Here is a 22074-nt window from a genome sequence, read left to right on the forward strand (position 1 = left end):
GGTAAAGCATCCGTTCTCGGTTCCCTGGTGTCGGATGCATGATTGTTTGCGTCGGGGACGCCATCAACAATCAATTAGCCTATCAGCTATATGTAATTCTTATATTTTGTTATCTGCATGACACAGATTAATTAATTTATCTAAACGTTATAGCAATAAAAATATCTAAGTCAACACATTAATAGACACTTTATGATCTTTAATGTCTATTTTTAATGGCTTCATTACAACAACCACCAATCTATTGAATAAATCCACGCTTTTTTATGCGTTTTTTTCAGTCTGCATGCGGCGTGACAGGCCTGATTATCTACTATTTTTTTACCTGACAGGGATAGGTGAAACTAACGCGTTATCGTAAGATGAACCCGTCTGAGAACTGACCTGAGAAGGGATGACCATGAAAACAACGAATGCTCAGCGCAAAACTAATATCATTAAAAATATTGAATATCTGATGCGTACCCGAGGCGAAACCAAAGCCTCATTTTCTAATCGTACCGGGGTAACGCGCACCACTATCTACAAAATTCTTGAAGGTAGGGTCAACAAGGTTCAGCAATCTACCATCAATCGCATTTCTGATTTCTTCGGTGTCTCCTGTGAAGAAATTGAAGATTACGATCTGGAAAAGGTGGAACAGCTGAACAATACCGTTTCATTCGACGGTAACAAAAACCCGGCGGCGATCCCTATCATCCCGCAGTCACAACTGCTATCGGTTCGGCAGAACAAGATTGGTCAGTTAGCGGTCCAGTATCCATTAACCTGGTTCTTCGGAGAAGAAGCCAACATGGTGGCGGTACAGGTGGAGTCGCCGATTGGTGATGCGTTCCATCCCGGCGCATTGTTGCTTCTGCGCCGACCACCCGCGCTGATGCCAAATACGCCGATACTCTACCACGCTCCTGATGTGGGATTTTTCGTCGACATCCCCGACCCGGCCGCTGTGGCAGACAAAAGACGCCCGGAGGACACCATCCTGCTGGGATATATCATAGAGGAAAGGATATAAATGGATGCAAACAAGAAATTCAAGCTGCTGGGGTTCAACCACAGTGGTGAGTTATCCGCCAATATCATGGTGCTGTCGACCGGTAAGATGATCCATATGGATCTCAAGGAACTGGTCGACAGTGAAATTTCCGATGACCTGAGCCGACACGAACTCAATGCATTGTATAAAAAACTCTATGCCGGCAAAGACATTACTACCGCCTACGATCTCAGCGACAGAAATGAACGCTCCTGGTATGCCTATCTTCTGATCACGGTCATGTTGAGCGTTATCTACATTTTTTCCAATGTTGCCGGTTCCAAACCCATTTTTATTCCTTCGCTGAACATGGTGGTTCCAACCGCAATATTTATCTACCCGTTCACCTTCATACTGGTAGATATTCTCAATGAGTTCTATGGATTACGTCTCGCCCGGCGCACCATTTATGTCGCGTTTTTCTCCAACGTATTCTTCGTCATCAGCCTGTGGTGCACCAGCCTCATTCCCAGCTTACCCGAATGGGAATTAGGAAAAACGTACAATGGTATTACCGAAAGCATCATGTCAGTGTTGGTGGCCTCATCGCTGGCTTACCTGATTTCCGAAAACATCAATGCCTGGGTGCTACACAAAATCAAGATAATGACCAAGTCGCGTTATCTGTTTATCCGCGTGATCACCAGTACCGTTACCGCCTCGGCCGTCGACAGTGTGATTTTCTGCACCATCGCGTTTTATAATGTGCTGAGTTTTGATGTAATCCGTACGATGATTCTGTCGCAATTTCTGGTTAAAGTGGTCTATGCGGTGTTGGGCGTCGGCCCAATTTACGGTACCCGCAGGCTGTTCAGAAAATACATTCATGCCGTACCAGCAAGGAACTGAGCGATATGCATATTACAGAAAACGATAGCATTACCCATTTGGGGGTGCGCTCCAGCTACCCGGACAAATACGACCCGACGCTGCTCGAAGCGCTGCCACGCGCCCGTGGCCGTGATCTGGTAGGCCTGACCGGTTCATCCCTGCCGTTTGACGGCTACGATTTGTGGACGGCCTTTGAGCTGTCGTGGCTTAATCGCAAGGGTAAACCACTGGTGGGTATTGCCGAGTTCATTATCCCGGCCAGTTCGGAAAACCTGATCGAATCCAAATCGTTCAAACTGTACCTCAACAGCTTTAACCAGACTCGTTTTCAGGATATCGGCGAAGTACACGCCACCCTGATAAAAGACCTGTCCGCTGCCGCCAATGGCGATGTGAAGGTCACGCTGTATCCGGGGTTGACCGGTTATCCATCGCAGATCGATACCCTGCCCGGCATCAACATCGACGAGCTGGATATCGAAGTGAACGATTACGGCTTTAATCCAGATTATTTACAGCACGCGGTGCGTGACAACGCGCCGCGCGTCACCGAAACCCTGTGCTCCAATCTGCTGAAATCTAACTGTCTGGTGACTTACCAGCCGGACTGGGGCAGCGTGGTGATCAAATACGAAGGCCGACAAATCGACCGGGAAGCGCTGCTGCGTTATCTGATTTCGTTCCGCCAGCACAATGAATTCCACGAGCAGTGTGTCGAGCGCATTTTTAATGACCTCAAACGTTACTGCCAACCGGAAAAACTGACCGTGTTCGCCCGTTATACCCGTCGTGGCGGCCTGGACATCAACCCGTTCCGTAGCGACTTCGAAACCGAAGCCACTACCGGTCGTCTGGTTCGTCAGTAATACCGTGCGCCTCTCCGCCTGCGGGGAGGCGCTGCCCGCTTTCTTCCCGTTGCGGTAAATACTGTTTCAGCCAGGCGATAAACGCCGAAATGCGTGCAGGTACATGCCGCCGCTGCTGATAAACCGCGTAGATATCCGCCTCCGGCATGATGTAATCCGGTAATAACGCCACCAGCCTCCCGTTACCAAGCCAGGAACGGACATCCCATAACGAACGCAAAATAATGCCGTGCCCATCCAGCGCATAGCGCATGATCACCTCACCATCATTGGCAGAAAGATTGCCGAAAGCCCGATGGGTAAACTCGTGTCCATCACGATAAAAACGCCATAAGCCGTAATCGCTCTCATACTGACGCAACACCAGACAATTGTGCCCGGCAAGGTCTGCTACGGTTTTCGGTGTACCACAACGCGCCAGATACGCGGGTGAGGCACACAGTACTCGCGGGTTTGCCATCAACCGATGTGCGACCAGTCGGGAGTCTGGCGGCGCTCCGAAGCGAATATCAATGTCGACACCGGCATCCAGCATATTGAGCGGCTGGCTGGTGAGCTGCAACTGCACTTCCAGTTCCGGGTGCTGGCGGGCAAACTCGGAAATCAGCGGCGCGATGTGGCGTCGCCCAAAACCGAACGAGGCATTCACGGTCAACCGCCCACGCAGCGTAAGCTGATTACGACGTACCTGACTTTCCAGTTCCTCGATTTCATGCAGAATCGGCAACGCGCCTTCGGCGTATAGCTGGCCTTCCGGCGTCAAATCCAACCGGCGTGTGGTACGTCTAATCAACTGCACACCCAGACGTTGCTCCAGTTGCGTCAGGCGTTTGCTGACAGCAGGTAGCGACAGCCCGCTTTCACGCGCCACCGCCGTCAAACTGCCGAGTGCGGCAATGCGGCTAAAGAACAGCAAATCGTCGATTGAGCGCATTTATTCTTCCCTTTTATTCAACAATGCCTTTACCAGAAGCGGAATTGTTTACGTCAGGAAGAGTAAATACACTTTCTGTTATCCGAGTGCAATCGTTCAAAAAAACGTTCAGGAGTTGCCATGTCTCAACCGCATTACCGTATTGCCGTCATCCCCGGCGACGGCATCGGCAAGGAAGTGATGCCGGAAGGGGTACGAGTCCTTACCCGTACTGCCGAGCTGTTTAATATCCGGCTAGAGTGGGAATGGTTTGATTTTGCCAGCGCCGATTACTACCTCCAGCATGGCAAGATGCTGCCGGATAACTGGTTTACGCTGCTCAAAGGCTTCGATGCCATCTACTTTGGTGCAGTAGGCTGGCCGGATGTGGTGCCAGACCATGTATCACTGTGGCAGTCGCTACTGTTATTCCGCCGTGAGTTCGATCAGTACGTCAACCTGCGTCCCTGCCGTCTGATGCCGGGGGTGAAAGCGCCGCTGGCCGGTCGCGAGCCTGGTGATATCGACTTTTATATCGTGCGTGAAAATACCGAAGGCGAGTACTCCAGCGTCGGCGGCACCATGTTCGCCGGAACCGAGCGTGAAGTGGTCATTCAGGAAACGGTGATGACCCGCGTTGGCGTTGATCGCATCCTCAAATTTGCCTATGACCTGGCGATGAAGCGCCCGAAAAAGCACCTGACCTCCGCCACCAAATCCAACGGTATTGCTATCACGATGCCCTACTGGGACAGTCGCGTCGCCGAAATGGGCACCCGCTACCCCGAGGTGAAAGTCGACAAATACCACATTGATATTCTCACCGCCAACTTCGTGCTACACCCGGACTGGTTTGACGTGGTGGTCGCCAGTAATCTGTTTGGCGACATTTTGTCCGACCTTGGCCCTGCCTGTACCGGTACTATCGGGATTGCGCCTTCGGCCAATATCAACCCGGAACGCACCTTCCCCAGCCTGTTTGAGCCAGTGCATGGCTCAGCGCCGGATATCGCCGGCAAAGGTATCGCTAACCCCATCGGCCAAATCTGGTGCGGGGCGATGATGCTGGAGCATCTGGGACATGACGACGCCGGGGCCGCGGTGCTCAGCGCCATTGAGCGTGTGCTGGAGCAAGGCCCAGGCAACGCACCGTTAACGAAAGACCTCGGCGGCAATGGTAATACCGCGGCACTCGGTGAGGCGATTGCGCAGGCTGTACGCCGCTAACCGCATCAGTATGCAGTAACAACCCGCTCGAAAAACAAGAAGGCCGCTATCATAGCGGCCTTCAGACTATCACAAGGTAAACTATCACAAGGTAAATAGTGCATGTTTTACGTAGGCTGAAGTTACATCAGGCTGCTGATTTGTCTCGTTTGCGTTCAGCCACCAGTACGACCCCTTTTCGTGATTCATTCGGCGCAAGGCTCCAGATGTCGCTCTCTGGGATACTGTGTCCATCGTATCGGACACGTTCACCGTCATACGGCCAGAAAGCACGTCGTTCTGAGTCGAACACAAACACATCAATGCCGATCTCTTTACGTGCCATACGCGCCCACAGTGCCTTCCCGCCTGGGAACTGCAGGTTATCACTTACCAGCACAATACCGTCATTAATGAGTGCTTTATACATAGCACTGGCGACATTGGCATTTCGTTCGCGCTTAGTGACAATCACGCCTTCAACCTGTGCAGAATGCGCATTCATCGGCTGCAGATTCTCGTAATAACCGATGACAGCCAGAATGGTTTCGGTTTCGTCGTCGCTGTTACGGGATTTCAGGTCAATCTTTGCTACCACAACATGCCGTAAATCACCAGCAACGTCATCGGGTTCGCCATATATGGCAACGGCATGGTGTTGATCATTGTGAATATAAATATCCACAGCCCGACCGTTTACACTCGTTTCGCCAATTTTCCGGTATTCCCGCGCCATAGTGGCAGGGCTATATGACATAGGAAGAATCGCCATATCAAAACTCCCGCTATCGTTGAGAACTGGTGACATTGTAAGCATAGCCTGTTGTAGTTGTTGGGATTGATAATATCAAACATCATGCCTATCTATTAGCCATTTAAGCGAGAGTAGCAAAACGCAATAACCCAGGAGCTTATACATAAGATGAATATGTTCATACCCAACGAAAAACAAGAAGGCCGCTATCATAGCGGCCTTCTTATTAGTATCCTGGTCTGCTTAGGCAATTAATGCATGGCACCCGGCGGGATGTCTTTGTAAGCATTGACATAAGCGATCAGCAGTCTTCTCAGAAATTTACGCACGTTCATCACCTTGGTTAACGACTTATTTGTGAACTTTCTGGTAAAAGATTGTACGTTTTGTTGAATTCAGACGCAATACTTTTGTGATGACAATCACAAAAAAGCCAGAATCACGTTTTAGTTTTCCCGTTTACCCCGGCCACGCCGCCTGCTCATCCCCTCCATATAGCACCGTTTTTTTGCAACCAAAAACACCTCACTACCCAGGTTTGGATTATTCTTTGATCTATAAAATTATTTCCCGGCTAAGACAAAAGCAGCCATACTAACGGGGCTGCGTAATTCAGCGCGGCACTGGCGCGCTTGCCCCGGCCTTTTACTGACGATGTAAACCTGCCCTATGGAAACCTGGAAACTCAACCTCTTCGCCGCCTGGCTGGGATGCTTTTTTACCGGCATGGCAATGAGCCAGATACTGCCGTTTCTGCCGCTCTATATCGAACACCTTGGGGTCAGTGACCACACCGCCTTGAATTTGTGGTCTGGTCTGGTGTTCAGCTCCTCGTTTTTGGTTTCTGCGATTGTCGCACCGCTATGGGGCAGTCTGGCTGACCGCAAAGGTCGCAAGCTGATGTTGCTGCGTGCCGCGCTCGGTATGTCTATCGTCATGGCGTTGCAAGGTCTGGCCACCAACGTCTGGCATCTGTTTATTCTGCGCACCCTGATGGGGCTGACTTCCGGCTACATTCCTAATGCGATGGCGCTGATTGCCTCACAAGTACCGCGCAGCCGCAGTGGGTGGGCGCTCGGCACGCTGTCGACCGGGCAAGTCGCCGGAGTGTTGATTGGACCGTTACTTGGCGGCTTTATGGCCGATACCATCGGTTTGCGTATGGTGTTTTTCATCACCTCCGCCATGCTGTTTATCTGTTTTCTGATTACGCTGTTCGCTGTCCGCGAAAGCGCGATTACCGTCAGTAAGAAAACGCAGCTCAGCGGCCGGGCAGTATTCGCCTCGCTGCCTTACCCGCTACTGATTATCAGCCTGTGCGTCACCACCATGATGATTCAGATGGCGAACGGCTCCATCAGCCCTATTCTGACGCTGTTTATCCGCGACTTGTCCCCTAACATTGACAACATCGCCTTTATCAGCGGGATCATCGCCGCCGTACCGGGTGTGTCGGCGCTGCTGTCCGCCCCTCGCCTTGGCCGACTGGGGGATCGCATCGGTTCTCAGCGGGTGTTGATCGTCGCGTTATTTCTGTGCGCACTGCTGTTTTTCCTGATGTCGGCGGTGCAAAGCTCTGTCCAGCTCGGGATTCTGCGTTTCGCGTTAGGGTTCGCCGACGGTGCGCTGATGCCCGCCGTGCAGGCGCTACTGGTCAAATACAGTAGCCAGCAGGTCACCGGCCGCATTTTCGGTTATAACCAGTCCTGTATGTATTTGGGCAACGTGGTCGGCCCGCTACTGGGTTCCACGGTTTCCGCTACGTTGGGCTACCGTTGGGTCTTTCTAGTTACCGCACTGCTGGTGCTGATTAATGGCATCCAGCTGATGGTGAGTTTCGCCCGCCTGCCGAAAAAAGTCTGACCACATCAGGGGAGCCGTGTAGTCGGCTTCCCCTCACCGCGGCCAGATCTCCGATTGTTCATCCTGCGTTCATGTTTTTGTCATCCTTGTCGCCAAAGATAGCGCCTGTGCAAACGTATGCACTCCTGACAAAAGGCGCTCACTATGTTTGGCAAAGATATGTTTGGCAAGAATATGTTTGGCAACACCACTCACTCACACAGTAAGACTTCCCTTTCCCGTCTGTTGCTCGCCGTGGGTCTGGCATGCAGCATGACATCGCAGGCCGCTGATCTGGTCATCGCCGGACGCGATGACGTTTACGGCAAAGCGCTCGACAGTACACTGGCCCGTTTCCAGCAACAGCACCCTGGCAAGCAGATCGAACTGCTGAAACTGCCCTACGCCAACCTGTATGAAAAACTGGTGATTTCCCTGCGGGAAAACGCCTCATCCTACGACCTGATGCTGATGGACGACAGCTGGAGCCCGGAATTCGCCGGTAATGGCTGGCTACAGCCGCTGCCGGAAAGCCTGCAAAGCAGCGATTTTATTCCAGCGGTACTGAATGTCTCACGCGTGCCGGAAAACAGCGGCCCGGCGTACAGCTTGCCGGTGGTCGGTAACGTGGCAATGTTTGCTTATCGCCAGGATCTGTTCGATAAACACCAGCTCAAAGCGCCTGCCAGCTGGGATGCGGTATTAAGCGATGCTAAAACCCTGCAACAGCAGGAGCCGGGGGTTTCCGGCGTGGTATTCCGCGGCATGAAGGGCAACCCGATTGTGTCCGGCTTTATGCCAATGCTGTGGGCCTACGGCGGCAACGTCATCACCAACGGCAAGGCCTCGCTAGACTCACCGCAAGCGCTTCAGGCGCTCAATACCCTCAAGGCGCTGAAAGCCTTCGCGCCGACCGGGGTTGAGGTGTACAACGCCGCCGATGTCCGTCAGGCGATGGAGCAAGGTAAAGCGGCGATGGCGATCGAAGTCTGGCCAGCCTGGGCGGCAACACTGGATGACGCCGACAAATCCAAAGTGGTCGGCAAAATGACGCTGCAACCGGCACCAGGGCAAAACGTCGGCCCATCACCGATGCTGGGCATCTGGCAGATGGCTATTGCCAAAAACAGCCAACACAGCGAACTGGCGCAGCAATTCCTGAGCTACCTCACCAGCGCGGAAAACCAGAAAGCGCTGGCACTGGAACTGGGACTGCCTCCAACCCGCCGCAGCGTCTATCAGGATGCGCAAGTGGTGCAGAAATACCGTTGGTATCCGGCACAGTTGGCAGCACTGGAAGCGGGCAAGGCGCGTCCTCGTATCCGCAACTGGCAGGAAGTGGAAAGCATCCTCGGCGACTACCTGCAACTGGCGCTGATGGATCAAATGCCAGCGAAGGTCGCGTTAGAACAGGCTAATCAAAAGATCGCACAAGTCCTGAAGTAACACGTACTGAAGTAACACGTAGCGAAGTAACACGCATCAACATGACTGTTTTCGGGCGGGCCACGGTCCGCCCACGCAAGGACACCCCATGCATTTTGACTCCCGCTGGCAACGCTGGCTACTGCTCCTGCCCGCCACCACGCTGCTGCTACTGCTGACGCTCTACCCCATCGGCCAGATGCTGCTTTACTCCTTCAGCAAGGTCGATTATGCCGCCGCCAGCCGCAGTTGGGTCGGGTTGGAGAACTACCGCCAGTTGTTCGACGACTGGTTCTTCACCACCAGCCTAAAAAACACCCTGCTGTTTTCAGTCGGCAGTTCGTTGTTGCAGGTGCTGCTGGGACTGGTATTGGCGTTATTGCTGTACCGCCATTTTCCCGGTCGCCAGTGGGTGTTGAGCCTGCTGATTTACCCAATGATGATCTCCACGCTGGTGTGCTCGGCCATCTGGCGCGTGTGGTTTCATTACGATTTTGGCCTGCTGAATAACTGCCTGACCGCGTTGGGGCTGATGCCGCAACCGTGGCTATCCAGCCCGCATCTGGCGCTGTGGTCGCTGATGCTGGTGGATATCTGGCAGTGGACGCCGATGGCTTGTCTTATCATTCTTGCCGGATTACAGGGCATCCCCAAAGACGTACTGGAAGCGGCGCAAAGCGACGGAGCCAATGGCTGGAAACGGCTGTGGTACGTCACGCTGCCACTTATCCGCCAACCTCTGATGCTGGCGCTGCTGCTGCGCTCCATCGACACCTTCAAGCTGTTCGACAAAGTGTACGCCCTGACCGGTGGCGGCCCCGGCTATGCGACCGAAACCCTGTCGCTGTACATCTATCAGCAAGGCTTCAAGTTTTTTAATCTGGGACTCGCCAGCGCGGGGGCAGTCATTATGCTGCTGTTCGCCGCAGCCATGAGCCTTATCTACGCCTGGCAGTTACTGCGTGGAGGGAAAAGCGCATGAGACTCCCCTACTGGCTGACGGCACTACGTGCCCTGGCGCTGGCTATCGCGTTGCTATTTTTCACCTTACCGATCCTGTGGATGGTGGCAGCGGCGTTTAAGTCCACCGCGGAATTCTCCAGCCTTTCCAGCCCGTTCTGGCCGCAACAGTGGACGCTCACTCACCTCAAGAGCCTGCTGGATAATGGCGTTGGCGCACGGCTGCTTAATACCCTCTGGGTGGCGGCGGGTGCCACTGTGCTATCGCTGATAACCGGTTTTATGGCTGCCTATACGCTGGCACGCCACCGCTTCCCGGCACGGCTGGATAGCCTGTTCCTGCTGCTGGTGCTGTTGATCAAGATGATGCCGCCGATGGTGGTGGCCATCCCGCTCTATTCGTTGCTCAAATCGCTGCACCTGCTCAACAGTCTGGCCGGGCTGATGCTGGCGTATCAGGTCTACACCCTGCCGTTTTGTATCTGGATGCTGCTCAGTTTTATCCGCGATGTGCCGCTGTCGCTGGAAGAAGCCGCCGCGATGGACGGTGCCGGGCTGTGGCGACGGCTGCGTTACATCGTGCTGCCGGTGTGCGCTCCCGGTCTGGTCGCCACGGCGATCTTCACCCTGATCATGGCCTGGAACGAATTTCTGTTCGCCCTGCTGTATCTGCAAACCCCACAGCAATTCACGCTGCCGCTGTTTATCGCCAACTTCATGACTGAAAACCAGATCTACTGGGGAGAACTGATGAGCATCGGGTTGCTGTCTTCGCTGCCGGTATTGCTGGTAGCGGGCTTTGTTCAACGTTATTTGCTGCGCGGCTTCGCCGTCAGCCAGAAATAGGACTCGCGGATGAGTGAATTACGGTTACATCAGGTAGCCAAGCGCTACGGGCACCAGACGGTGCTGCACGGTATCGATTTACATATCCGGCAGGGTGAATTGGTAGTGTTCGTCGGCCCATCCGGCTGCGGCAAGTCAACCCTATTGCGGACCATCGCCGGACTGGAAGAACAAGACAGCGGCCAGATTCTGCTCGGCGATGACGATATCTCGCGCCAGCCGCCAGGTCTGCGGGAAATGGCGATGGTGTTTCAATCTTATGCGCTTTACCCGCACATGACCGTGGCGGAAAACATGGGGTTTGCGCTCAAGATGGCCGGTGAACGACGCCATGTGATTGCCGAAAAAGTGGCACAGGTCGCAGAGATGCTACAACTCACACCGCTACTGGAGCGTAAACCCGGTGCGCTTTCCGGCGGGCAACGCCAACGGGTGGCGATTGGTCGCGCCATCGTGCGTAAACCGCGCCTGTTTTTGTTCGACGAACCACTGTCTAATCTGGACGCCAAACTGCGCACCCATACCCGGGTGCAGTTAAAAGCCCTGCACCAGCAGTTAGCCGCCACCATGATTTACGTCACCCACGACCAGGTCGAGGCGATGACGCTGGCCGATCGCATTGTGGTATTGCACGAAGGACGTATCGCGCAGATCGGCACACCGGAAGAGCTGTATCACCAGCCCGCCACGACCTTTGTCGCCGGGTTTATCGGCACACCGGAAATGAACTTTTTTCAGTTGTCGTCCGGTCAAACATTATCGCCGTGGCTGCAACGACTGGCGCGAGACGAACGCGCGGTGACCCTCGGCGTTCGCCCGGACACCTTTGAGATAACCAGCAGTATTCCAACCTTTCAGGTGGACCTGGTGGAAAACCTGGGGGCGCAATATCACCTGCACGGCCATATCATCCATGAACCTGGCATCAAACTGGTGGTGGAAAGCCGCAGTGCGGCGCGTATCGGTCAGGAGCTGGCGTTGCAGGTGGTAGCGGAACGCTGCCACTGGTTTGATATCGATGGACAGCGTTTGCCATCACCCGCACATACCGGGAAACAGGAGACGGTGCATGGAGCTTGATATTCTTGGCAGCGGTGAAGCCTACGACAGCCAACGGGTTAACGCCGCAATACGGGTCAGCGAAAACGAGTTTCAGTTGCTGGTGGATTGCGGTCCAACGGTTCCGCAAGCACTGTGGCAACGCCAGACTGCACCGGACGACCTCAACGCCATCTATATTACCCACGCCCATCCCGACCATGTCCTCGGCCTGACGACCTGGCTTAACTGGTGCGAATCTTGCGGGCGTACCGCACCGCTCACGATCATCGCTCCGCGTCAGCAACTCCCGCAGTTACAGCGTCTGGCGGATTTCGCCTTTTGGCCCGCCGGTCGACCACTGTTCACCCTTCACTGGCAGGATAGTGAAAGCCTGAGCGAACTGGGGCCGTGGCATTGCCAGACCGCACCGACCCGCCATTCGGTACCTAACCGGGCGTTGTATCTGAGCGCTAAGCAGGGGTCATTGTTCTACAGCGGCGACGGTCAGTTGACGCCCGCGGCTGCCACACTGCTGGCGCAGGCGGACCTGGCGCTGGTGGAGTGTTTTTCACCGCAGGCGACCGGCAACGCCTGGCACGGCAACTGGCCGCAGGTGCAGACGCTGGTGCAGACGCTGGTGCGTAAACCGGGTGCGCAACTGGGGCTGTACCATGTGCAACAGTCGCAAAAAGTGGCACTGCAACAGGCTATCGCCGCCTCACCCGCTATTTTTCTCCCTGAACAGGGCGACCGGGCACGCTGTCATGACGGCCACTGGCACATCATCAGAGGGGCAGAGCATGAATAAGAAGCGCATCACCTCGATTGATGTTGCCCGTAGCGCGGGCGTTTCTCCCTCGGCGGTGTCGCGTACCTACTCCGCGCCGGGAAAAGTCAGCCAGGCAACCCGCTCACGGGTACTGGCAGCCGCCGATGAACTGGGCTATCGCCCCAACGCACTGGCACGCGCGCTGGTCAATTCCGGGCGGCAAGGTTCCGGCATCGTGGCGGTGGTGATGGGGGAATTCGATAACCCGTTCCAGCCCTGGTTGTTTAATCTGCTAACGCAGGCGCTGCAACAACATGGGCTGGTGCCGATGCTGGTCAGCGTCACTGAACACTGCGACATCCGCGCCCGACTGCAACAGGCATTGTCGTGGCAGGTGGAAGCGGCGATTATTTCTGCCGGTAGCCTATCGCAAGAAACCACCGAACGTTGTCTGGAACTGTCGCTGCCGATGGTGCTGATGGGACGTGAAGATAAGCGTGAAACTGTCACCGCCGTGCTATCTGATAACCGGCTGGCCGGTGAACTGGCGGCTGATCACCTGATGTCTCAGGGGCTGACCCGGCTGGCCTACATTGCCGGTCGTCATGATGGACAAGCCTCGCTGGAGCGACTGGCGGGCTTTCGCCAGCGTCTGCTCAGCCGTAACCTGCCGGAGCCGATCGTCGCCGATAACCCGGATTACGCCTACCACAGTGGCTACCGCGCCATGTGCCAGTTACAGCAACAATACCCCTCGGTGGAAGGCGTGTTCTGCGCCTGCGATGCGCTGGCTTTTGGCGCGCTGGACGCACTGCGGCTCAACGGTGGCGCGAACTGTAAAGTGATCGGTTGCGACGACACCCCGCAGGCCGCCTGGGAAGGCTACCGGTTGACCACGGTGCGTCAGCCGGTTGAACTACTGGTGGAACACGTGATACGCCATCTGCAACAGGTGTTACGCGGTGAGGCACAACACGGCGACACCGTTCGTATTGCCCCCACACTGGTCGTGCGCTAAACCCGTTCCCTCGCAACCGCTCGGGCGCTCATCACGCCCGATAACGGATGACCCGATGCATCAGTTGTTACCCACGTAGCATCGGGTGATGGCGTTCCATGAAATCCAGAAAACGGCGCACCATCGGAATGCTCGCGCTACGCTTGAGGTAGCTGACAGCAAAAGTACGGATAATAGGCGTGGCGACCGGACGAATAGCGATATCGTACCCCTTCAGGCTCCCCGCCACCGAGGTACACAGAAAGACAACGCCGCCGTGGTGCATCACCAGATCCATAATGATGTCGAGATTGCTGCACTCACGAAAGCAGGTCTCCTCCAGCCCGGCACGATTGAACGCCGCCGACACCGCCGCATGCTCACCGGTACCTTTTTGCGGCACAATCGGCCGCTCCTGCGCCAGTTGCTCCAGCGTCAGGCTGTCTTGCCCTGCCAGCGGGTGATCGGCGGCCATCACCGCCACCAGATTGTCATCCAGAAAGATGGTGTGATTAAACAGCGGATCCTGCAAGTAATCATCAAATGGCGTGGAGAGCGACACATGAATCTCGGCATTTCTGACCTTTTCCAACAGGTCACTACTGACACCATCAATAAACGATAACTCGATATTCGGGTGCTGCTTCTGAAATGACGTAAAGACATCGTAGTATTTCAGCCGGTTGAAGATAGGAATCACCCCGACCATCAGGGCACCATCCTGACTTTCTTCGTATGACTGCACAAATTGTTCTACGTCGTAATACTCGCGAATCAGTGGTTTGATTTTTTCATCAAACGCCTCGCCAAATGGCGTTAACGCAAACTGGCGTGTGGTGCGATTAATCAGTTTTCGTTCTAACTCCTGTTCCAGTCGGGATATTTCCTGAGAAAGAAAGGCCTGAGAGATATTGAGAGATTTGGCGGCACGGGTGAAACTCCCTTTGCGAACCAACTCATGGTAATAAAGTGCACGCTTGATACTTATCATGATTATTTTATTTATAACCTTATCGAATATTAATTATATGAATTTGTTAAAATACTAATGTGAGATTAAGCACAATTGTATTAATCATCATCATGCTAGCCTGCACCCTGACTGTACCCCATGCTCATCTATCTGCTTGCATATTGATTCAAAAACAATGATCAGAAAATAATTTTTTTAAGGAATAATTCATGCGTACGCCCCCCCTCAAAATGATACTGTTGTCTTCCATTATCATTACCGCCGCCGCTCAGGTTCCCCATACGATGGCAGCAGACAACACACATGAACTGACGCTGACCCCGCGTCAGCCGTCGGTTAAACTGATTTCTGACGTGGTTTACGCGCAGGTGCCGATGCGCGGCTATGCTAACGTCGCGTTGAAGATGGATATCCTCCAACCGGAAGCCAAATCACCGCAGCCCGCCGTGCTGTTCATCACCGGCGGCGGCTTCATCAACGCCAATAAAGACAACTATATCCAGCAACGGCTGAAAATGGCGGAAGCCGGCTACGTGGTCGCCAGCATGGAGTACCGCGTGGCACCCACCGTACTGTTCCCCGCTCCGCTGGAAGACGTGAAATCCGCCATTCGCTATCTGCGCGCCAATGCGGGTAAATTCGGCATTGATACGAATCATGTGGCCGTGTTCGGTGCCTCAGCCGGTGGCTATCTGGCGGCATTCGCCGGTACCAGCAACGGCGACAAGCAATTTGACCGTGGTGAACACCTTGACCAAAGTAGCCAGGTACAAGCGATTATCGACTTCTACGGCCTGTCGGATCTGACCCGCGTCGGTGAAGGCTTCCCGGATGCGGTGGTACAAAAACACGCCTCGCCGTCCTCGACCGAAGCTATCTGGGTCAACGGCACCTCCGTGTTCAATGACGGTGGTCCGATTACCCGCTTCCCGGAAAGAACGGCTGCCGCCAACCCGATCAACTATATCAGCAAGAACACGCCGCCCTTTTTAATCATGCACGGTAGCGCCGATACGGTGGTTTCGCCCCACCAGACCGAACTGCTGCACAAGGCGCTGATAGCCCACGGCATCAACAGCACCTATTACGTGGTGAAAGGTGCAGAACATGGCGGCATTTACTGGGTACAACCAGAAATCATGCAGAAAGTGATTCAGTTTCTGGACCGCCAGTTGAAGCCATAATCGGCTGATAGCCATTAATTGGCAGAAGGTGATTAATTGGCTGATTGTCATTAATCAGCAGGTAGCCATGAATTGGCTGAGAATTATTCCGATAAAACGCCTCGTCAGAGGTGTTTTTTATTTATGTGTCGACATAAATAACGTACCGCGCGAGTGAATTATTGCGCCACATCATTTTTATTCATTTTGACTGGAAAGATATTTTCCCCGCATAAATCAAAAAAGACACATTGATAACAAAAATAAACAACAAAAATAACATTAACCATAAAACTCACGACAATAATAACAGGAGCTGCGCCAGTTATCGTGTTTTGCAATTATTTTTATCCGGATATACAAAAAATTAAATGTGAAGCGTGACACATATCCCACCGGGTGCACATGTTCCAATTATTTCCATCAAGATGTTTTATTTCCCGACACACATTACTTTCAAACAGAATTTTATTTCTCCTGAATGAGCATTGTTGTTATTCACTGTGTGCATTCGTGTTCAGTGAAAAGAAAATAAAAAACGATTTATTGCAGTACAGAGCGTAATGGCTGCAAACCGATATTTGCTTTCTGAAAGGTTATTTTATGGAAAATTATACCCGACGCCGTTTTATTGCCATTATGGGCAGCGCACTGGCCGTTTCCGGCAGCGGCCTGCCGGTGGCCGCACAGGAAACGGCATTACCGTCCTCTGGGGGGCGACCGGTTAAATACGGTATTTTGCACAACGAGCTGCGCTGTATCGGCTGCAAAGCCTGTATGACCGCCTGCCGTAAAACCAATCAGGTGCCGGAGGGCGTCACCCGGCTGAATATCATACAAACCGTTGATATCCCAGCCACCGATACCACTAAACCCGTTAAACAGTTCTTCCGTCAGTCCTGCCAACACTGCGATAACCCGCCTTGTGTGTCTGTCTGCCCGACCGGAGCCTCATTCAAAGACGCGCTGACCGGCATTGTCGATGTTAACGACAAACGCTGTGTCGGTTGTCGCTACTGCATCGCCGCCTGCCCATACCACGTGCGTTTTATCAACCCGGTAACCAACACCGCCGATAAATGCAATTTCTGTCGGGAAACCAATCTGGCGGCAGGCAAGAAACCAGCCTGCGTCGAAATTTGCCCGACCAAAGCGCTGGTGTTTGGCGATCTCAACGATCCGGACAGCGATATTTCGAAAATGATCAAAAGCAACCCTATCTACCGCAGCAAAGTCTACCTGGGTACCGGTCCTAACCTTTACCGCATACCGGGTAAATACGGAGAAAGCGATCATGCATAACGCCTTTCACTTTCCTTCGCTGGTATGGGACTGGCCCATCGCCGTTTACCTGCTGCTGGTGGGGATCTCCTCGGGGATGATGGTGTTGACGCTACTGTTTCGCCGCTATCTGCCAGCAGAAAACCAACAGACAAACCCATTGATAGCCGCCACGGCCATCGTCGCGCCGTTGTCGGTCATCATCGGGCTGGTGATCCTGATTTTTCACCTCGCCCGCCCCATCACCTTCTGGTACTTGATGGTTTTCTATAATCCCCATTCCATCATGTCGTTGGGGGTGATGCTGTTTCAGGTGTACATGCTGGTGATGTTCCTGTGGATTGCCAGCCTGTATCAACAGCCGCTATTGGCCTGGTGTGAACGCCGGTTGCCGGGCGCGCTGCACGCGGTGCTCAATCGGGTAATCACCTGGGTGACTCGTTACCTACGTCCGGTAGAAAATGTCCTGCTGGTGCTGGCGTTGCTGCTCGGTTGCTATACCGGCTTTCTGCTGTCAGCGTTGAAATCCTTTCCACTGCTGAACAACCCGGTATTGCCGGTGCTGTTTCTGGTATCTGGCGTTACCTCCGGCGTCGCGGTACTGATGATGGTCGGTGCCTCGGCGAGCAGCCAGCAATACTGCCCGCACACCCTGCATCTGCTGCACAAACTGGAAAAGCCGATCGCGCTGGTCGAACTGTTTCTGCTCTTTGCCTTTTTTACCGGCCTGCTGTTGGGCGGTGGGCAGAAATCGGTCGCGGCACAGGTGGCGTTAAGCGGATTCTGGGGCGGGGTGTTCTGGATCGGTATTATCGGCATCGGCATGTTGGTGCCGCTGGCGGCAGGCGGCCTGACTGCCGTGCAACGCCGTATCGCGTTCCTGCCACGCTTTACCGCCAGCCTGACGCTACTGGGCGTGTTCCTGCTGCGTCTGTTCGTGCTGTACGCCGGTCAGATGACGGTAGCCTGACCATGACTGGCCCACGCGCACTCTTCTGGCTGGCCTCAGCGGCGTTCTTCATGCAATCGCTGGACACCACCATGCTGTACGTCGCCGTACCGGCGATAGCCCGTGCGCTGCACCAACCCGTCTTGCGTATGGAGCCGATCGTCATGGCTTACGTCATCACCGTCGTAGCCTTTACCCCGATTAACAGTTGGCTGAGCCAGCATCTGGGAGAACGGCGTACCTGTCTCGCCGCCCTGACCATCTTCACCGGCGGCGCGCTGCTGTGCTTTCATGCCGACTCCGCATTTCAACTGGGTTTGGGACGATTTATTCAGGGAACCGGTGGCGCGTTACTGTTGCCGGTGATCCGCACGCAAGTGCTGAGATACACCCCCGCCGATACCCGGTTGTCATTCCTGAATCGCATGACCCTGCTCGGCATGTTCGGCACCCTGACTGGCCCGCTGCTGGGTAGCCTGCTGACCGACGGGTTATCCTGGCGGGCTATTTTTATCGCGCCACTCCCCCTGGCGCTGCTGTGCCTGTGGCTGGCATGGCGCATCCTGCCGACGGATACCGGCACCCGCGTCAGCGCCTGTCGGGTGTCGATGCGAAACCTGCTGCCGCTGGTCGGCATTCTGCTGACGGTGACCCTGCTGCTGGCCGCTGCACCGCGACATCTGCTGTCGATGCCAGTCATCGTGCTGTTGGGCCTGGCCTGTACGCTTTGCACGTTATTTTACCTGCGCAGTGACCTGCCGGGGCGCGAAGCCCTGCTGCCGGTGTCCCTGTTCGGCATCCGTTCCTTTTATGTCGGGGTATGGGGTGGCGTGCTCACCCGCTTACTGCTGGCCTCGCTGCCGGTGGTGATATCACTGGTGGTTCAGACCTCGCTCGGGCTGCCGCCCGCGACCGCCGGTCTCATCATGCTGATGTTTTCCATCGGCGCGCTGCTGGCCAAGCTGGTGTTCGAACCACTGATTCGCTGGCTGGGTTACCGTAATGTGCTGATGTACGGCACGCTGCTGGCCTCAGCACTGGTGCTGCTGCTCGGCCTCGCCATCCAGCACCGTTTACTACCGGTGATTGGCGTCTGCGCTGTCGCTATCGGCCTGATGACCGCGTTATTGCACTCGGCGGAAAGCACGCTGGCCTGCTGCCACCTGTGCAGCGATACCTACAACAGCGGCAATAACATCATGATCCTCAGTCAGTTGATTGCCGTCATGCTCAGCATGGCGCTGACCTTCCCGGCGTTGCGGCTGTTTTCCCAATGGGAACCGCTACTGAACATCAACCATTTCAGCTTGCTGTTGTTACTGCTCGGCACCGGATTACCGCTGAGTTGCCTGTTGTTTCGCCATCTCAGCCACGAAGAAGGGAAAACGCTGCTGGCCCCTTAGCCCGGCGCGGGTTCCCGTTTATTGATGATATTAACCATACAGAGTGAATGTTCGTTATGAAAAAAAGTTCCATCACATTATTGGGTTGCCTGTTGCTGATTGCCGGCGTGGCCGTTGCTGAAGACCAATTTAAAGCCGGTACCTACTCAGCGACCGGACAAGGTATCGGTGGTGACGTCACCGTCACTCTGGATATCGATGCCAAAGGCGTCGTGCAAAAAGCCACTATCGATGCCCCGGACGAAACCCCGGAAGTCGGCGGTGAAGCGGCCAAAGAGCTGGCAAAGACCATGACCGAGAAAAAGACCATCAATGTCGACGGGGTTTCCGGTGCCACCATGACCAGCGGTGCCGTGCATGACGCCTCGCAGGCGGCTTACGCCAAAGCCAAGGCGAACTGAATACCGGACGATGCGCCAGTCTTTGGCGCGTTATTCCACGCGTAAAATAAAAGGAAAATAATATGGTTCAATACCGAAAAAAACTCCTTGCGGCCTTGTGCCTCTCGGTGCTGGGAATCACGTCTGCTCAGGCATCAGGGCAACCCGAGCCAACGGCAGAACCGGCGAAAAGCGCTGAACCGGCCAAATCGGTCGACATCCCGAAAAGCGCGGATGTGGTGGTGATTGGTGCGGGTGCCGCCGGTACTGCCGCTACCATGGCGGCCGCCGAGAAAGGCGCCAGCGTCGTCTTGCTGGAAAAACAGCCCGCCGTCGGCGGCACCGGTAATTTCGCGGAAGGTATCTTCGCGGCCAACAGTTCGATGCAAAAACGTCAGGGTATCGTGGTCACGCCGGATATGGCCTTTAAGACCATCATGGAATACAGCCACTGGATGGCCAACCCGTATGTGGTGCGTACCTTCGTCAATCGCTCCGCCGACACCATCGAGTGGGTGAAATCCAAAGGCATCAAGTTTGAATACATCGGCCCCGGCGGGCCGGGCGGGATGCTGACCTGGCACGTTATCGATGGCCCCGGCCACGGCCGTTACCTGATCAAAACCTTCCATGAGCAGTTTAAAAACATGAAGGTCACCACACTGGTGAAAACCGCCGGTAAAGACCTGGTGATAAAGGACGGCAAAATTACCGGCGTGATCGCTGAAGGCAGCGACGGTAAACCGTTCCAGATCGACACCAAAGCGGTGATCGTCGCCACCGGCGGTTACGCCAACAACAAAGAGATGCTGCAAAAATACGTCGCCATGCCCGACACCATCATGGTAGGCAACATCGGTAAAGACGGCGACGGCATCAAAATGGCGTGGAAAGCCGGTGCCAAAGAAGAAGGCATGGGCGTAGTGCAGTCTTATCGCCCTGGTCTGCCAGAGTATGCCCCTAACTCCCAGATGCTGGCCGCCGCTCGCCAGCCATACCTGTGGGTAGACAAAACCGGACGCCGCTTCACCGATGAGTCCATCGTTATTATTTGGCCGCACGCCGGTAACGCGCTGGCGAAAGCGGGTGGCGTTATGTACTCCGTCTTCGACGAGGAAACCCGCAAGCATGTGGTCAACGACGGTATTGATGTGCCGATCGGCGAATGGGTTATCGCCAATACCAAACTGGTGAAATTCGACGACGAGTTTGCCAAAGAACTCCAGAAAAACCGCGGTTTTGTTTTCAAAAGTAACAGTATCGACGACCTGGCCAAACAAATGGCTATCGACCCGGCCGTGCTGAAACGCACCATTGAAGACAATAACCGCTATGCTGCCCAGAAACGTGACGATATCTTCAACAAGAGCATGGATTATCTGCGCCCGGTGAAAACCGGCCCGTTCTATGCCGTGAAGATGATGCCAGCGGCACTCGGTACGCTCGGTGGTGTGAAAATTAACGAGAAAATGGAAGCGGTCAGCCCGAACGGCAGTGCGGTACCGGGTCTGTACGTGACCGGCAACGATGCCGCCGGTATGTACGGCGACACCTATGACTTGCTGTTGGGCGGCGGGACTTTCGGTTTTGCCCTCAACTCAGGTCGTATGGCGGGTGAAAACGCGCTGGAGTACATCCACTTCTCTGCGAAGTAATCATACAACGTCATGGCAAGTGTCCCCCACTGCGTGGGGGACACTCATACGCAGCGAAACGTCAGATTCAGGCGCACCTCATCGGACATTCCCATCGGCAGCGGCCCGCGTTTTAGCGGCAAAATAGCGTGGTAACACAATCGGGATGGGCCACCCCACACCACCACATCACCGTGCATCAACGTCAACCGCTGGCAAGGATCGCTGCGTTTCATACCACCGAACAAAAACACCGCGCTCAACCCTAACGATACGGACACAATCGGCTGGCGTAAGTCCAGCTCGTCTTTGTCCTGATGTAACGACAGTTTGGCACCAACGGCGTAGCGGTTAATCAGGCAGGCATCGGGCGCAAAGTCGTGGTATCCCGCCGCCAGTGCCGCGGCCTGAGACAACTGCAAGAAACAAGCTGGCATAGCAGGCCAGGGCTGACCACTGAGCGGGTCCTGCGCGCTGTAGCGGTAACCCTGCTCGTCGCTCACCCAGCCCAGTGGCCCGCAATTACTCATCGCCACCGACATGGTATACCCGCCCGGCGTCACCAGGTGCCGAAACGGCGCTCGTTGCGTCACTGTCTTGAGAGCAGCCAGCAACACATCGGCCTGTGGCCAGGCAAAACCGCGCAACACCACCGCACCGGGTGCCAGCGTTTCATTCCGGCGCTCTGGCGGCTCATCGGCAAACAGTTCAAAATTCATGCGCAAACCTGTTCAAATAACCAGTATAATTGAGTATATCTCTCTTAGCGGAACATTGCCTGCTGAAATACATCGCCAACCATAAG

22 protein-coding genes are annotated in these 22074 nt (G+C 54.6%); 17 read left to right on the plus strand and 5 right to left on the minus strand.

Annotated features, from left to right (window positions below):
- Positions 1–400 precede the first annotated feature (400 nt).
- The 3 genes from FGI04_RS14585 to queF are packed head-to-tail and all read left to right on the plus strand — an operon-like array spanning position 401 to position 2733.
- The gene (locus FGI04_RS14585) at positions 401–1015 is read left to right on the plus strand and encodes a helix-turn-helix domain-containing protein (RefSeq protein ID WP_342700013.1); all 615 of its coding nucleotides are present in this window, start codon (positions 401–403) and stop codon (positions 1013–1015) included.
- Complete coding sequence (locus FGI04_RS14590) at positions 1016–1885, plus strand: queuosine precursor transporter (RefSeq protein WP_226511200.1); 870 nt, start codon at positions 1016–1018, stop codon at positions 1883–1885.
- 5 nt (positions 1886–1890) lie between these two features.
- Positions 1891–2733, plus strand: coding sequence for an NADPH-dependent 7-cyano-7-deazaguanine reductase QueF (gene queF, locus FGI04_RS14595; RefSeq protein WP_407336916.1), 843 nt, complete (start codon positions 1891–1893; stop codon positions 2731–2733).
- Here the strand turns inward: queF and FGI04_RS14600 are convergent.
- Entirely contained in the window at positions 2708–3667 is a 960-nt protein-coding gene (locus tag FGI04_RS14600) for a LysR family transcriptional regulator (RefSeq protein ID WP_342700015.1), read from the minus strand. The two genes, queF and FGI04_RS14600, sit on opposite strands and share 26 nt — an antisense overlap.
- Positions 3668–3787: 120 nt before the next feature.
- Here FGI04_RS14600 and FGI04_RS14605 point away from each other — a divergent pair, with 120 nt between their 5' ends.
- Complete coding sequence (locus FGI04_RS14605) at positions 3788–4873, plus strand: tartrate dehydrogenase (RefSeq protein WP_012883583.1); 1086 nt, start codon at positions 3788–3790, stop codon at positions 4871–4873.
- 127 nt (positions 4874–5000) lie between these two features.
- Here FGI04_RS14605 and FGI04_RS14610 read toward each other — a convergent pair whose 3' ends face one another.
- Both FGI04_RS14610 and azuC read right to left on the minus strand, forming a co-directional pair.
- Entirely contained in the window at positions 5001–5624 is a 624-nt protein-coding gene (locus FGI04_RS14610; RefSeq protein ID WP_012883582.1) for a hypothetical protein, read from the minus strand.
- A gap of 233 nt (positions 5625–5857) precedes the next feature.
- Entirely contained in the window at positions 5858–5941 is an 84-nt protein-coding gene (azuC, locus tag FGI04_RS14615) for a stress response protein AzuC (RefSeq protein ID WP_146214194.1), read from the minus strand.
- A 334-nt stretch (positions 5942–6275) separates the two neighbouring features.
- Between azuC and FGI04_RS14620 the strand changes: the two genes are divergently transcribed.
- The 7 genes from FGI04_RS14620 to FGI04_RS14650 all read left to right on the plus strand — a co-directional run bounded on the left by FGI04_RS14620 (position 6276) and on the right by FGI04_RS14650 (position 13507).
- Entirely contained in the window at positions 6276–7469 is a 1194-nt protein-coding gene (locus tag FGI04_RS14620) for a multidrug efflux MFS transporter (protein ID WP_342700016.1), read from the plus strand.
- Between the two features lie 144 nt (positions 7470–7613).
- Complete coding sequence (locus FGI04_RS14625) at positions 7614–8894, plus strand: ABC transporter substrate-binding protein (protein WP_342700017.1); 1281 nt, start codon at positions 7614–7616, stop codon at positions 8892–8894.
- Between the two features lie 88 nt (positions 8895–8982).
- Positions 8983–9855, plus strand: coding sequence for a carbohydrate ABC transporter permease (locus FGI04_RS14630; RefSeq protein WP_407336917.1), 873 nt, complete (start codon positions 8983–8985; stop codon positions 9853–9855).
- On the plus strand, positions 9852–10679 hold the full coding sequence (locus FGI04_RS14635; RefSeq protein ID WP_407340085.1) for a carbohydrate ABC transporter permease: 828 nt from the start codon (positions 9852–9854) through the stop codon (positions 10677–10679). The genes FGI04_RS14630 and FGI04_RS14635 overlap by 4 nt, the downstream gene beginning before the upstream one ends.
- A gap of 9 nt (positions 10680–10688) precedes the next feature.
- On the plus strand, positions 10689–11759 hold the full coding sequence (locus tag FGI04_RS14640; protein ID WP_407274643.1) for an ABC transporter ATP-binding protein: 1071 nt from the start codon (positions 10689–10691) through the stop codon (positions 11757–11759).
- The gene (locus FGI04_RS14645) at positions 11749–12528 is read left to right on the plus strand and encodes a ribonuclease Z (protein WP_407274642.1); all 780 of its coding nucleotides are present in this window, start codon (positions 11749–11751) and stop codon (positions 12526–12528) included. Before FGI04_RS14640 ends, FGI04_RS14645 begins: the two co-directional genes overlap by 11 nt.
- Complete coding sequence (locus FGI04_RS14650) at positions 12521–13507, plus strand: LacI family DNA-binding transcriptional regulator (RefSeq protein ID WP_407274641.1); 987 nt, start codon at positions 12521–12523, stop codon at positions 13505–13507. The genes FGI04_RS14645 and FGI04_RS14650 overlap by 8 nt, the downstream gene beginning before the upstream one ends.
- A gap of 67 nt (positions 13508–13574) precedes the next feature.
- On the opposite strand, the gene FGI04_RS14655 is transcribed toward FGI04_RS14650, so the two are convergent.
- Positions 13575–14477 carry a LysR family transcriptional regulator gene (locus FGI04_RS14655; protein ID WP_342700022.1) on the minus strand — a complete coding sequence of 301 codons (903 nt, stop codon included), beginning with the start codon at positions 14475–14477 and terminating at the stop codon, positions 13575–13577.
- Between the two features lie 191 nt (positions 14478–14668).
- Here FGI04_RS14655 and FGI04_RS14660 point away from each other — a divergent pair, with 191 nt between their 5' ends.
- The 6 genes from FGI04_RS14660 to FGI04_RS14685 all read left to right on the plus strand — a co-directional run bounded on the left by FGI04_RS14660 (position 14669) and on the right by FGI04_RS14685 (position 21290).
- Positions 14669–15643: an alpha/beta hydrolase gene (locus FGI04_RS14660; RefSeq protein WP_342700023.1), complete on the plus strand. Its 975-nt coding sequence runs from the start codon at positions 14669–14671 to the stop codon at positions 15641–15643.
- Positions 15644–16225: 582 nt separating this feature from the next.
- Positions 16226–16924, plus strand: a complete 699-nt coding sequence (locus FGI04_RS14665; protein ID WP_342700024.1) for a 4Fe-4S dicluster domain-containing protein — start codon at positions 16226–16228, stop codon at positions 16922–16924.
- Positions 16917–17873 (plus strand): cytochrome c nitrite reductase subunit NrfD, encoded by a 957-nt coding sequence (gene nrfD / locus FGI04_RS14670; RefSeq protein ID WP_342700025.1) that lies wholly within the window; start codon positions 16917–16919, stop codon positions 17871–17873. Before FGI04_RS14665 ends, nrfD begins: the two co-directional genes overlap by 8 nt.
- Positions 17874–17875: 2 nt before the next feature.
- The gene (locus FGI04_RS14675; RefSeq protein WP_407320943.1) at positions 17876–19255 is read left to right on the plus strand and encodes an MFS transporter; all 1380 of its coding nucleotides are present in this window, start codon (positions 17876–17878) and stop codon (positions 19253–19255) included.
- Between the two features lie 56 nt (positions 19256–19311).
- The gene (locus FGI04_RS14680; protein ID WP_012883567.1) at positions 19312–19656 is read left to right on the plus strand and encodes an FMN-binding protein; all 345 of its coding nucleotides are present in this window, start codon (positions 19312–19314) and stop codon (positions 19654–19656) included.
- A 62-nt stretch (positions 19657–19718) separates the two neighbouring features.
- Entirely contained in the window at positions 19719–21290 is a 1572-nt protein-coding gene (locus FGI04_RS14685; RefSeq protein WP_407274639.1) for an FAD-dependent oxidoreductase, read from the plus strand.
- A 44-nt stretch (positions 21291–21334) separates the two neighbouring features.
- Here FGI04_RS14685 and alkB read toward each other — a convergent pair whose 3' ends face one another.
- A complete protein-coding gene (alkB, locus tag FGI04_RS14690; protein ID WP_342700028.1) occupies positions 21335–21988 on the minus strand; it encodes a DNA oxidative demethylase AlkB in 654 nt (217 codons plus the stop codon).
- Between the last annotated feature and the right edge of the window lie 86 nt (positions 21989–22074).

The organism is Dickeya ananatis (assembly GCF_019464615.1).
GTDB lineage: Bacteria > Pseudomonadota > Gammaproteobacteria > Enterobacterales > Enterobacteriaceae > Dickeya > Dickeya oryzae.